Source organism: Dentiradicibacter hellwigii, from assembly GCF_041770905.1.
GTDB classification, from domain to species: Bacteria; Pseudomonadota; Gammaproteobacteria; order Burkholderiales; family Rhodocyclaceae; genus Propionivibrio; species Propionivibrio hellwigii.
This window is the reverse complement of the sequence record NZ_JBEUWX010000002.1, coordinates 830661-843563: the sequence shown is the minus strand read 5'-3', so window position 1 is coordinate 843563 and position 12903 is coordinate 830661. Positions and strand designations below refer to the sequence as shown.

The following is a 12903-nucleotide window of genomic DNA, read 5'->3' as shown; positions in this document are numbered from 1 at the left end:
GCGCCTGTCGGTTGTCTCCGAAATGGCGCCGGCGTCAGGGCTTTGAAGGGTTGAGGATTGGCGTAGCGCGGTGAGTCAGCGTGCCGCCAGACGCGCGCTGGATAGCGCCAGGCGGGTGACCATGACGCTGAGAAATGCCTGATAAAAATGCATGCGGCAGGTTTCCGATGCTTTGCTGAGAATTTCACCACGGATGATGACGACCTGCGTTTCCGTCAAGGCAACGACATCGGCCGTCCGTATTTTTTCGCTGCTGATCGCAGCCATTTCGCCGAAGCAGTCGCCGTTTGTCATCAGGTTGAGAATGCGGCCGTGCTTGATAATTTTAAGTTCGCCTGAGATGAGGAAGCCGAAGAAATCGCCGTGTTCGCCGTCGCGGATGATCGTTTTGCCCGCGCGCACGGTTTCCCAGGTGGCAAAACGCAGGACTTCCCAGATTTCGACATCGGAAAATGCGGCAAAAAAAGCAATTTCACGCATGGTTTCAAACTGCTCTGTTTCGGTGAGATTGCGTTTGGTCAGCGGCAGCATCTTGTTACGGAAGGCTTGGGCGAGGGCATTGGAGAAATCACGCCAGCTTGGATAGCGGTTGTCAGCATCCCTGGCCATTGCGCGCATGGTGATTTCGTCGATGCCGGCCGGAATCCCGGCGCGGTAGTGCGACGGCGGCTTGGGGTCGGCGTTGATGATCTGGTAAATCATGTTGTATTTGTTATTGGCCTGAAAAGGCAAGCGGCCGCAAAGCAGCTGATACATCACGACGCCCAGCGAATAGATATCCGTCCGGTAGTCGAGCGGCAGTTCCTGCACCTGTTCGGGCGACATGTAGGCGGGCGAACCGATGCCGGAAACCTGGGTGTTGTCGAGCGAATCGATGATGGCCGCGCCGAAATCGGAAATCTTGATGTCTCCCGACGCTGCCGAATCGCCGGCGAACAAGATGTTGGCCGGCTTGATGTCGCGGTGCGTAATGCCGATGCCGTACGCAAAGTCGAGGGCGCGCGTACATTTGAAAATGATTTCGACAATGCGCTCGACCGGCAGCAGTTTTTCCGGTGCGGCGTAGGTTTCCAGCGTTCCGCCCTGTACGTATTCCATGACGATGTAACACAAGGAATCGTCAATCGCCGCATCGTAAATTTGCGTGATGTGCGGATGCGACAGCTTGCCGACCAGCGAGGCTTCGTTGAGGAAAAGATGTTTGTACAGCCGTCCGCGCGCGGGGTCTTTGAGAACTTCCGGCGAGGCGATCTTGACGGCGACCTGACGCTGGGCAAAAGCGTCCACGCCCAGATAAACCGTCGATGTGGCGCCTTTACCCAGTGCGCGGATCAGGTCGTATTTGCCGATCTTGTCCATGGCGTGCCGGCCGTTGGTGATATTCGGTTATGCCTGTGCGTGCGCGATGGGGCAGGTGATTTTCGCCCGCGCACGGCCAATGGCGGCGCGTACCTGCTGCGGCGAGGCGCCGCCGATGTGGTTGCGGGCCGCCAGGGAGCCTTCGATGGTTAACGCGGTGAACACATCTTTGTCAATTAACGGCGAAAAAGCCTGTAATTCAGAGAGCGCCAGTTGCGGGAGGTCGACGCCCAGTGCTTCGGCGCGTTTGACGGCCAGACCGACAACCTCGTGCGCATCGCGGAAGGGCAGTCCTTTGCGCGTCAGATAGTCGGCCAGATCGGTGGCGGTGGCAAAGCCTTGACGCAAGGCATCGCGCATGGCTTGCGGGCGGGTTTCGATGCCGCCGATTATTTCGGCGAAGATACGCAGGGTGTCGGTGACGGTATCTGCGGCGTCGAAGAGCGGTTCCTTGTCTTCCTGATTGTCCTTGTTGTAGGCGAGCGGCTGACCTTTCATCAGTGTCAGCAGCGTGATCAGGTCACCGTAAACGCGCCCCGTTTTGCCGCGCGCCAGCTCAGGTACATCGGGATTTTTCTTCTGCGGCATGATGGAGCTGCCGGTGCAGAACCGGTCGGCGATACGAATGAAGCCGAAGCGCGGCGTCATCCAGAGCACCAGCTCTTCCGAAATACGCGAGAAGTGCATCATCAACAGCGCGGCGGCGGCGCAGAATTCGACGGCAAAATCGCGGTCGGAAACCGCGTCGAGCGAATTTTTGCAGACGCCGGAGAAACCCAGCGCGGCGGCGACAGACTCACGGTCAATCGGGTAAGTCGTCCCTGCCAGCGCCGCAGCGCCCAACGGCAGCACGTTGGCGCGTCGGCGCGCATCGGCAAAGCGCTCGCCATCGCGCCGTGTCATCTCGAACCAGGCGAGCAGATGGTGGCCGAAGGTGACGGGTTGGGCAACCTGCATGTGGGTGAATCCGGGCATGGGCGTGTCGGCTTCGCATTCGGCGAGATCGAGCAGGCGGGTCTGAAATTTTCCGAGCAAGTCGAGGATGGCGTCGATCGTATCGCGCAGCCATAAGCGAATGTCGGTGGCAACCTGGTCGTTGCGCGAGCGCCCGGTGTGCAGGCGTTTGCCTGCATCGCCAACGAGCGCGGTCAGGCGCTTTTCGATGTTGAGATGAACGTCTTCAAGATCAAGCGACCAGACGAATTCGCCGGATTCGATTTCTGCCGTAATCTGCGCCATGCCCCGTTCGATGTCAGCCAGATCGGCGGCGGAGATGATGTTCTGGCGCGCCAGCATACGGGCGTGCGCGAGAGAACCGCGAATATCCTGTCGCCATAGACGTTGGTCGAAGTTGATCGAAGCGGTGTAGCGTTTGACGAGTTCGGACATCGGCTCGGAGAAGCGCCCGGCCCAGGTATAGGCGGTCTGCGGCGCGGCGTGCAATGCGGAAGAGGGTGCGGAAGAAATCGGCGACGTGGTATTTTTTGTCATATCGGGAGCCTTGCTTGGGCTAGAATGAATATGCGCTTTGGAATATGCGATAGGTTTCGCGGATGCAGCGCGCGTACAGCGATTGAGTCATAAGTTATGGGGCAGGTCAATAGTATAAGGCATTCACCGGAAGGGCAACGGCTCCCGAATTTCCGTAATTTGGGCGTTATGCTGCGCATCCTGCTGGGCGTTAACCTGATGGCCGCGGCGGCGGCGCTGGTGATGAGTACGGGCGTTGCCGACTGGCTTCAGCAGTATATCGGGCTGGCCGCCTGGGTTCAGCCCGTGCTGCTGCTTAGCCTTTGCCTGCTGGCGCTGATCGGCCCGTTGCTGTCGCGCCTGCCTGTATGGCCCGGCCGGGGCATCATCGTTGCCTTAGCCTCGCTTTTAGCCGCCTTGTTTGCCGATATTTGGCAACTGCTCGGGCTAGATTTCGCCGCACCTTCGGATCCGCTGAAATCCGCTTTGCTGGCGGCGTGTGCCGCTATTGCCTTGCTGACCTACTTCGACCTGCGTATGCGTGCATTTTCACCGGCGATTGCCGAAGCGCGCCTGCAGGCGCTGACGGCGCGTATCCGTCCGCATTTTCTCTTCAACAGTCTGAACGCCGTCCTCTCCCTTATTCGCGCCGACCCGCACCGGGCGGAGACGGCGCTGGAGGAATTGGCCGAGCTGTTTCGCGTTCTGATGCGCGATCCGCGCAACCTGCTGCCGCTGGCCGATGAAATTGCCCTGTGCCGGCAGTATCTCGACCTGGAAAAGCTGCGACTGGGCGATCGTCTGCATGTTAAATGGAAGCTCATCGACGTGCCGCAAACAATGCGGGTGCCGCCGCTGATGCTGCAGCCCTTGCTGGAAAACGCCGTCTATCACGGCATCGAGCCGATCAGCGAGGGCGGCACAATACGCCTGCGGCTGATGCGGCGCGGCAATGAACTGCATATCGATATGAGTAACCCCTGCACAAGCGATCCGGCCGACAAGGAGGGAGGAAAGAGCAGCGGTCACCAGATGGCGCTGGCCAATATCCGCGAACGGTTGGCGCTGTACTACGATCTGGAGGCGCGTCTGGAAACGCGTCTGCAACCCCTGCACAATGGGCAGCATGAATTTCGTGTGCATATTCTTCTGCCTTGCCGGAGCGAAGACCTATGAGCGAAGAGAAGATGCATGAGCCAACGAATGCCGCGGTTGCGTTGTCCGTGGTGCTGGTTGACGATGAGGCGCCGGCGCGCCGGCGCCTGCGCGATGTGCTGGCCGATGCCGCCGCACAGGTGCCGAATGAAGTCGTCGCCGAAGCGGCGGACGGTCATGCGGCCATTGCCGCGATCACGGCGCTGGCGGAACGCAGCAGGCGAGCGGTCGACCTGGTGTTGACCGACATTCGCATGCCAAAGATGGATGGCATTGAACTGGCGCGACACCTTGTTCATCTCGAAATACCGCCGGCCATCATTTTCATCACGGCCTATGACAGCTATGCGGTGCAGGCATTTGAGCTGAACGCCATCGACTATTTGGTCAAGCCGGTGCGCCTGTTGCGTCTGGTCGATGCCCTGAATAAAGTCAGCCAGCGTCGGGCAAGCATTCCGGCGCAAGCGCTGGCCGACATTCAGCAGGGCGCCCGCGCGCATCTTTCCTGCCGCGAACGCGGGCGGCTTTTGCTGATTCCGATTGCCGACATCCTGTATCTGCGCGCCGACCTCAAATATGTGACGGCGCGCACTGCCCAGCGCGAATATCTGCTTGATGAATCGCTGACCCAGCTTGAAGCGGAGTTTTCCGGATATTTCATCCGGCTGCACCGCAATGCCTTGGCGGCGCGCGAGGCCATTGTCGGTTTTGAAAAAGCGATCAAGGATGATGGCGAAACCCAATGGCAGGCGCTCATTCGCGGCGTCCCGGAAAAACTGCCGGTCAGCCGCCGCCAATGGACGATTGTCCGAGCCTGCATGAAATGATCCGGCCGTAAAGAAGACAGCCGCCAGGCCGTCAATTTTGCGGCAATGCCTTGCGTAAATAAAAGGTAGGTAAAACGCAGATAAAAAAATCCCGCATCGCTTAGGATGCGGGATAAATCTCATCATTGTGATGAGTCAGGGAGGATCAAACGTTTTCTGCAACACCCGCAAAAAACGTTGGATGAACTTTAGCGCGCACCGAGCGCGCTGTCTGTGCCGCTTATGCGTCATTCCGTGAATTTTTGTAAAGCCGGTACGGCAAAACAAAGCTTCCGTCTACTCCGCGCTGCACCGAAAAGCGGGTGATCAGTGATCCTCGTGTCCTGTCTGTAATGTGCCTTCCTCCCGCCATGCCGCGGGTTTGCCATGTTGTTACAATGCGCGCCGCGAACTCTCCAATTTCTGGACGATTCTGTGACGGTTCAGTGCCGGAGCCTGAACCGCCTGAACACGGGAGCGTGATTCATGGTTCATTTATTGACGGGTCTGGTATTCGCCTACGTTGCATGGCGCTTTATCGTGCCTATGCCGTGGGGCGGTACCGGCAAGTGGCTGGTGGCTGCGCTGCTCTTCCTGATTTCGCAGCACTATCTTTTCCTGCGTCTGCGCCCGGGCGGTCTGGCCTCGCCTGAACTGCCGTTTGGCGTGCATCTGCTGTTAGGCTGGCTGTTTGGCGCCTTTCTCCTGCTGGCAGCTTTTTTGCTGCTCAAGGATGTGGTGGCGCTGGTGTTTGCCCTGCTTCGCTATGCCGGGCTTGACATTGGACGTTCATTGATGTGCCCGTGCTGGAATTACAGCCTGGCTGCGCTGGCCGTCATTTTGAGCGCGCTTGGCGTGACGCAGGCCATTCGCATCCCCGATGTCAAAACGGTGGAAATCGTGGCGCCCCGTCTGCCGGCGGCCTTTGACGGACTGCGCATCGTGCAGATCAGCGACCTGCATGCCAGCCGCCTGCTGACGGCTTCCTGGGTGGAGGCTGTCGTCACGCAAGTGAATGCACTGAATCCCGATCTGATCCTGATCACCGGCGATCTTGTCGATGGCCGGGTAGACAAGCGCGCGGCCGATGTCGCACCGCTTGCCAAGCTGCGCGCCAGAAACGGTGTTTATGCCATTCTTGGCAACCATGAGTATTACTCGAACGCGGGGGAATGGGCGCGCGCTTTTGGCGATCTCGGTCTGCATCTGCTGATCAACCAGCATGCCGTCATTTCGCGCGATGGCGCGCAGCTGGTCATCGCCGGCGTCAGCGATCCTGCCGCTGCCCGATTCGACGCGGCCATGCCCAATCTGACGGCGGCGCTGTCGGGCGCGGATAGAAAGGCGTTCACCGTGTTGATGGCGCATCGCCCGGGCGATGCGGCAGCGCACGCCGCTGCCGGCGTCGACGTGCAGCTTTCCGGTCATACGCATGGCGGCCAGATTGCCGGCATCCATCTGCTGACACGGCTGGCCAATGAAGGCTTTGTGTCCGGACTGTACACGGTGGGCAGTATGCAGCTCTACGTCAGCAACGGTACAGGGCTCTGGGCCGGGTTCCCGCTGCGTTTGGGGCGTCCTTCCGAGATTACCGAAATGACTTTGCGTCGGGGTATTCAAAAATAGACCTGCCCGGAGATGCCCTAAATACGCGGGCTAGCGGGCAGGCACCCGGAAGAACCTAAAAACAAGGATTGAAAGGGTTGTTTGACTGTAAGTGCTGGCTCCGCCCGCAAGGCTTCTTTTGATGCTGTTGCGCTGAGCGGCAGCGCACCCCGCTGACTTTCTTTGCCTCGCCAAAGAAAGTCAGCAAAGAAAGGCGACCCCGAGGCGCAGAAAACTCCTTGCCGCGGGTTGCTTGGCGGCGGGCTTGATTAACTCGCTGCGCTCAAACAATCAAGCCCTTGTTCCCGCCAAACTGCCCCGCGCCTGCGGCTGCGCCTAAGGGGGTTTTGGGTGCTTCGTAGTGATCGAATACGCGAAAGGATATGCCCGGAAACCCTTATAAATAAAGGCGCTCCGGGTAGACGCCCCTGAAGCCCTTATAAATAGGGCGTTTGCGGGCGGGTGCTCTGAGATGCTCTGTTTATAAGGGGTTCCGGGCATCCTCGGAGATGTCCGTGCATAAAGGGTTTCAGAGGGTTTGTCGGGTACGGTGTTCCGGTTTATGTTTTTTGATGCCCTGAACCCCACGTATTTAGAGGGCTTCAGGGCATTTTATGTTTTCTACCCTGTTTTTATGGATTTCAGAGGGGTGCTACAGAAGCTTAATAGCGGCTCGACTTTGCCAAAAGGCAAGGCGGCGAGCCACTGACAGTACGAGTAGTACGGCAAGGCGAGCCAACGCAGTATTTTGGCAAAGGAAGACGCTATGGCTCGACGTTGCAAAAGACAAGGCGGTAAGCCGCAGGCAGACCACGCGACCACGCAGTACGGCAAGGCCAGGCCAACACAGCAACGCCGTAGTTTGGTAAAGGAAGACGCTATTCTGAGATGACGGTGGATCAAGGCTCTGCGAGCAAGGGTACGCGCGCATCAGCCTGTGTGGCGACGCAGGGCGCCGGTATAATGCCCGCTTTCAGATGACCGCGATAAAACACCATGACAGCACACATTCTCGACGGCAATGCGCTGGCCAAAACATTGCGCGCAAACTTCCGGCAAGAGGCCGAAGCACTGGCGTCTCGCGGCGCGCGCCCGGGCCTGGCGGTGATTCTCGTCGGTGAAAACCCCGCCTCGCAGGTCTATGTGCGTAATAAGGTCAATGCCTGCGCCGATGCCGGTTTTTACTCCGAAAAGCACGTTTTCCCCGGTGATGCGACGCAGGCCGATGTGTTGGCAAAGATCCGTGCGCTCAATGCCGATCCGGCCATTCACGGCATTCTCGTGCAATTGCCGCTGCCAGCGCAGTTCGACGCCGAAGCCGTGCTCGATGCGATTGTGGCGGAAAAAGATGTGGATGGCTTTCGCGCCGAAAATGTCGGCGCACTGGTGCTCGGCCTGCCGTGCTTTGTCCCCTGTACGCCGCGCGGTGCGATGCGGCTGCTGGAAGAGGCGGGGGTCGATGTCGCCGGCAAGGAGGCCGTCATTGTCGGCCGCTCGAACATCGTCGGCAAACCGATGGCGATGCTGTTGATGCACGCCGGCGCAACCGTCACCGTCTGCCATTCGCGCACGCGTGACCTGGCGGCGCACTGCCGCCGCGCCGACATTCTGGTGGCAGCCGTCGGCAAACCCCGCTTCATTACGGGCGAGATGATCAAGCCGGGCGCCGTGGTCATCGACGTCGGCATCAACCGCTTGCCGGATGGCAAACTGTGCGGCGATGTTGATTTTGACGCGGCCCGTGTCGTGGCCGGCGCCATCACGCCGGTGCCGGGCGGCGTCGGCCCGATGACGATCGCCATGCTGCTCGCCAACACGCTGGAGAGTGCGCGAAACAGCGTGCAGAATGGCGCAGGCAATAACGCGTAATCAGGAAATTCGTAGACAACCATGCCCAAGGAGAATCTTATGTCCAGACAGGCGCTCATCGGCATCGTAATGGGATCGGACAGCGATTGGCCGATCATGCGTCATTGCGCTGAAACGCTTGCCCAGTTCGGCATCCCTTACGAGGCCAAAGTGCTATCCGCGCACCGCACGCCGGACGCCGCGCTCGACTATGCCGCCCATGCCGGAGCGCGCGGCATGAAGGTGCTGATCGGCGCAGCGGGCGGCGCGGCGCATCTGGCGGGCGTGCTGGCCGCCAAAACCGAGTTGCCCGTACTGGCCGTGCCGATGCCTTCAAAATATCTGCAAGGAATCGATTCGCTGCTGGCGATGGTGCAGATGCCGGGCGGCATCCCCGTCGCCACCTTTGCTGTGGGCGAAGCAGGCGCCGTCAATGCCGCGCTGTTCGCGGTCGCCATGCTGGCGTTGAACGATGCCGAACTGGCGGCCAAACTCTCCGCCTTTCGCGCCCGGCAGAGGGAAAAAGTGCTGGCCAAGACCCTGTCCGATTTGCCCTGAACGCTTTTTGCCTTTTGCGCGCAACCCGAGGTTGCCCGTGACTGTTTCTTCATCTTTTGGTTCCAGGCCCTGTCAGATACTCCCAGACCCGTCATACCATGTCCAGAGTCCTTGATGACGCCGTGCGCGCTTCCCTCGACGCGGCCGTCCGCCTGCTGCAGGCGGGTGAACTGGTCGCCTTCCCGACCGAAACCGTTTACGGGTTGGGGGCGAATGCCGCCAATCCGGAAGCCGTCGCCAAAATCTTTGCCGCCAAAGGGCGTCCGGCCGACCATCCTGTTATCGTCCATCTCCCGGGCGCGGCACATATCGAGCGCTGGGCGGTCGATATTCCGCAAACGGCCTGGGATCTGGCGGAAGCCTTCTGGCCGGGGCCGTTGACGCTGATTCTTAAGCGCGCACCGGCAACGCCGCTTGCCGTCACCGGCGGTCAGGAAACGGTAGGGCTGCGTGCGCCGGCTCACCCACTGGCGCTGGCGCTGCTGCGTGCTTATGCGCAGGCGGGCGGCGGGCGGCAGGGCATGTGCGGCATCGCTGCGCCCTCGGCCAATCGTTTCGGCCGCATCAGCCCGACCGACGCCGCGCATGTGCGCGAAGAATTGGGCGATGCCGTCTCGCTGGTGCTCGATGGCGGCGCCTGCGATGTGGGCATCGAATCGACGATCATCGACCTTTCAAACCTGGACGTGCCGCCGCGCATCCTGCGTCCCGGGCATATTACGCCCGGGCAGATCGCTGCGGTCATCGGCCTGATGCCGGCAATGCCGGGGCAGGCGCAACCTACCGGATCCCCCCGCGTTCCGGGTGCGCTCGCCGCACACTATGCGCCGCGCACGCCGGTGCGTGTCGTGGCTGCGGCGGTCTTGGCGGAAACCCTTGCCGCATTGCACCACACTGGCCAGTCCGCCGCATTGATCGCGCATTCCTCATCGGCCGCCTCTCTGCCGGCACGCTCCTGGTGCTTGCTTCCGGACGAAGCGGAAGGCTTTGCGCGCGGCCTCTATGCCGCGCTGCGCACCGCCGATCGCGGAGGATGTGACGTGATCGTCGTCGAAGCCGTCCCCGATCGCCCGGAATGGGCGGCGGTCGCCGACCGCATCTGCCGTGCTGCCGCGGGCGCCGGCGGCACGCATCAATAGTCCAAAGCATTTGCCGGAAGCGCCTCTGGAGCCCGCGTCAATAAAGGCGCTCCGGGCAGGGGCCTGGAAACCTGCGTGGATAGGGTGTTTCCCGGCGCTTCCTCTGAAACCCGCGTGGATAAAGGGTTTGCCGGCACCTTCTCCGAAATGCCCTGTTTACGCGGGCTTCCGGGTGCCTCATCGGAGATAGCCTGTTTACGCGGGCTTCCAGGCAACCCCTCGGAGATGCCCTCGATACAAGGGGCTCCGGCCGGTGGTTTAGGCTGGCGTTAGCGGCTGTTCGCCTGGCCTGACGGGCTGCCTTGCGGCATAAGCGCTACGCTGGAGATGCTATTGGCCGGCGCGCCGTTGATCAGCTTGCGGCTGATGGCAAGGTAAACGAGCGTCTGGCGGGCGGCATCCCACAGGCGGATAACCTGGGTTTCCTTGAACAGCAAGGAGGTGTCTTTGCTGAAAACGGTGGCTTTTTTCGGCAGTTTCTCAGGCAGGACGATGGGGCCGGTTTGCGTGCAGGAGAGCGAAAATTGCGATGGATCTTGCGCGACACCGAACGAACCTTTGACACCGCCGGTACGCGCCTGGCTGACATGGCAGGTGACGCCGGAAATCTGCGGGTCGGCGAAGGCTTCCACGCACACTTTGTGATTGGCGCCGATCAACTTCCATTCGGTGGTGACGCAATCGAGTGTTTCCGCAGCAACGGGGACGGCGCAGAACAGGGTGCAGAGCAGGGCGCAGCGCAAGATGCCGGGGCGTGGCGTCAGATAGGCGCGATGAGGAACGGTGCGGCGCAACAGATTCATGCTGATTTCCTTGGCGTGTTGGCGAGATGATGTGAAGCGGGCGGCGCGGCCGGGCGGTGGCGGCGAGTGATATAGACGCCGATAAAAACGCAGAGTGCGCCGAAACTTTGCAGCGGGCCGAAAGGCTCGTCCAGGGCAAAGTGCCCGGCCAGGACGGCGAATACCGGGCAAATATTGTTAAAAATGGCGACGCGCGAAGTGCCGAGGATGCCAGCCCCCCAGATCCAAAGAAAGTTGCAGAGGCATAGTCCGAGCACGCCAGAAAATAAAAGACTTCCCCAGGCGGCCGCCGGAATATCCAGCCAGCGCACGGTCAGAATGTCAGGGAAGGTCGTCGGCAACATGAGCAGAGAGGTCAGCAGCATCTGGCCGGCGGTAATCTGGTAGATGGAATGGCTCGCCTGCAATTCCTTGGCGGCGATCATGTAGTAGGCGTAGCAGGTCTGCGCAACGAGGATAAACAGCGAACCGAGCAGATGCGGGCCGCTCAGGCTGAATTCCTTGCCAGCACCAACGACGATGAGAAGTACGCCGGCCAGCGAACAGGCGATGCCGGCGATCACCGGCCGGGAGAGGCGGTCCAGGCCATACAGCCGGTTGAGCAGTGCGACGCTGGCGGGCACCAGGCAGTGGATGAACGAGGCATTGCCGGCGGTCGTTCGTTGCAGGCCGGCGATCAGAAGAATCTGATAAAGACAAAAACCGAAGGCGGTGATGCGTAGCAAGGTGATCAATTCGCGACGTTCCGGCCGACGCCAGCTGCCGGACAAGGCGAGCGCAATCAGGGCAATGAGGCTGGCGATAATCATGCGCGCCAGATTGAAGGTTTCTGGTGGCAGGTATTGCATGCCGATCTTGATGGCGACTGGATTAACCCCCCAGACGATGGCGACGAACAGCAATACGCCTTCGATAAGGTAGGTGCTGCTTTTGCGGGGAGAGGGGCGTTGCGGTGATGTCGGACCTTGTGCCGCGGAAGTGTTGATATTCACGCGTATTGGGGATTTGTAGAGGGGATGTCGAATGTGCGTCGAATCTCAACCATGCCGACTGATTGGCAAGATGTGAGGCAAACAATCTTCTGTCGCCGCCTGTTTGCACTGCGTTATTGGCATTTACGTGGCATTTGCGAATACGGGCCGATTCTAGCAAATACGCATCCCGCCGGATATGGCAGGGTCGGTGCGGATTGCAGCGGCAGCATGGTCTTGGGCGCGCTGTTGCACACGGAAGTGCACGATATGGATCGCGCGGCATTTCAAGGCTTGAAAAATCCGGTGTTCGTCGCCATACTTAGGGCATGGTTGTAATTCCGGCAATCTGGAGGCGTTCTGGACGCGGGTTCGATTCCCGCCACCTCCACCCAAGCATTCTGGAAAACGTTGTCAGCAGGGGTTGAGTGTTTGGGTGGGGGTGTCCCGGTTTCGACAGGGCGGGCAAAGGTGCGCAGGCAACCCGAAAGGCGACGGACGTAATCCGCGCAAATCCATAAACGCCAACGATGAGCGTTTTGCACTGGCCGCTTAAGGCCTATGCCGAGGCCGCTTGAGCCTTGTCACCCAAGAAAAGCCGGCGGGGACTTCGGTCCCCGTCGTTATTTTCAGCCGTTGAAGGCATTCGAAGTTTGCAGTACCGATCTCCCCATATTTCATTTTTCTTGCCGCCTTATTTGATGCGGGAAGCAGTCTCTGTAATTGTGACGGCAGCCGGACCTGTACTTTTATTTATTTGGTTGGCGGCTTTATGGCTGCTGATTGGTTCAATATGTTGAACGATGAACGCGGCTGCTCTCGCTTTCCTCGAAAGCTCTGATCCGCAGTTGGCTAGGCTACACGGGCTATAGAATAAAAAAGGCCGGACAAAAAGAGTCCGGCCACTAAAAAACGCACAAAAATGCGTGCGAAAGGAGAAAAGAAAATTCTTTAAAAAGCCTAACCGCTTGGTGCGCGATACTGGGTTCGAACCAGTGACCCCCGCCGTGTGAAGGCGGTGCTCTACCGCTGAGCTAACCGCGCAACCGTGAGGCGCGATTTAATCATAAGCGGCACTGACGGTCAATTTTGGTGAGGCTTGTTACTACATCTATTACAATATTGCCGATTCCGGAATACCAGAAGAAGCAGGATTTATGTGATGACATACACGGATATGTCGCGCATA

General features: G+C 59.7%; 10 protein-coding genes, 1 tRNA gene and 1 other RNA gene. 7 read left to right on the top strand and 5 right to left on the bottom strand.

Annotated elements, in window-relative coordinates; translation table 11 throughout:
* Positions 1-75: 75 nt before the first annotated feature.
* Both ABCS64_RS06180 and argH read right to left on the bottom strand, forming a co-directional pair.
* On the bottom strand, positions 76-1359 hold the full coding sequence (locus tag ABCS64_RS06180; RefSeq protein WP_418891003.1) for a protein kinase domain-containing protein: 1284 nt from the start codon (positions 1357-1359) through the stop codon (positions 76-78).
* A gap of 27 nt (positions 1360-1386) precedes the next feature.
* Positions 1387-2850, bottom strand: a complete 1464-nt coding sequence (gene argH / locus ABCS64_RS06175) for an argininosuccinate lyase (protein WP_418891002.1) — start codon at positions 2848-2850, stop codon at positions 1387-1389.
* Between the two features lie 168 nt (positions 2851-3018).
* Here argH and ABCS64_RS06170 point away from each other — a divergent pair, with 168 nt between their 5' ends.
* The 6 genes from ABCS64_RS06170 to ABCS64_RS06145 all read left to right on the top strand — a co-directional run bounded on the left by ABCS64_RS06170 (position 3019) and on the right by ABCS64_RS06145 (position 9940).
* A complete protein-coding gene (locus tag ABCS64_RS06170) occupies positions 3019-4005 on the top strand; it encodes a sensor histidine kinase (protein WP_418891895.1) in 987 nt (328 codons plus the stop codon).
* Positions 4002-4811, top strand: coding sequence for a LytR/AlgR family response regulator transcription factor (locus tag ABCS64_RS06165; protein WP_418891001.1), 810 nt, complete (start codon positions 4002-4004; stop codon positions 4809-4811). Before ABCS64_RS06170 ends, ABCS64_RS06165 begins: the two co-directional genes overlap by 4 nt.
* A 465-nt stretch (positions 4812-5276) precedes the next feature.
* Positions 5277-6416 carry a metallophosphoesterase gene (locus ABCS64_RS06160; RefSeq protein WP_418891000.1) on the top strand — a complete coding sequence of 380 codons (1140 nt, stop codon included), beginning with the start codon at positions 5277-5279 and terminating at the stop codon, positions 6414-6416.
* Between the two features lie 975 nt (positions 6417-7391).
* The gene (gene folD / locus ABCS64_RS06155) at positions 7392-8264 is read left to right on the top strand and encodes a bifunctional methylenetetrahydrofolate dehydrogenase/methenyltetrahydrofolate cyclohydrolase FolD (protein WP_418890999.1); all 873 of its coding nucleotides are present in this window, start codon (positions 7392-7394) and stop codon (positions 8262-8264) included.
* 39 nt (positions 8265-8303) lie between these two features.
* The gene (purE, locus tag ABCS64_RS06150) at positions 8304-8801 is read left to right on the top strand and encodes a 5-(carboxyamino)imidazole ribonucleotide mutase (RefSeq protein WP_418890998.1); all 498 of its coding nucleotides are present in this window, start codon (positions 8304-8306) and stop codon (positions 8799-8801) included.
* Positions 8802-8899: 98 nt separating this feature from the next.
* Positions 8900-9940, top strand: coding sequence for an L-threonylcarbamoyladenylate synthase (locus ABCS64_RS06145; protein WP_418890997.1), 1041 nt, complete (start codon positions 8900-8902; stop codon positions 9938-9940).
* Between the two features lie 269 nt (positions 9941-10209).
* Here ABCS64_RS06145 and ABCS64_RS06140 read toward each other — a convergent pair whose 3' ends face one another.
* The gene (locus tag ABCS64_RS06140) at positions 10210-10743 is read right to left on the bottom strand and encodes a CreA family protein (RefSeq protein WP_418890996.1); all 534 of its coding nucleotides are present in this window, start codon (positions 10741-10743) and stop codon (positions 10210-10212) included.
* Positions 10740-11735 (bottom strand): DMT family transporter, encoded by a 996-nt coding sequence (locus tag ABCS64_RS06135; protein ID WP_418890995.1) that lies wholly within the window; start codon positions 11733-11735, stop codon positions 10740-10742. Before ABCS64_RS06135 ends, ABCS64_RS06140 begins: the two co-directional genes overlap by 4 nt.
* 259 nt (positions 11736-11994) lie before the next feature.
* On the opposite strand from ABCS64_RS06135, the gene ssrA reads away from it, so the two are divergent.
* Positions 11995-12340, top strand: a transfer-messenger RNA (tmRNA) gene (gene ssrA, locus ABCS64_RS06130).
* Between the two features lie 343 nt (positions 12341-12683).
* Here ssrA and ABCS64_RS06125 read toward each other — a convergent pair.
* Positions 12684-12758 (bottom strand) — tRNA-Val (locus tag ABCS64_RS06125).
* Positions 12759-12903: the final 145 nt, after the last annotated feature.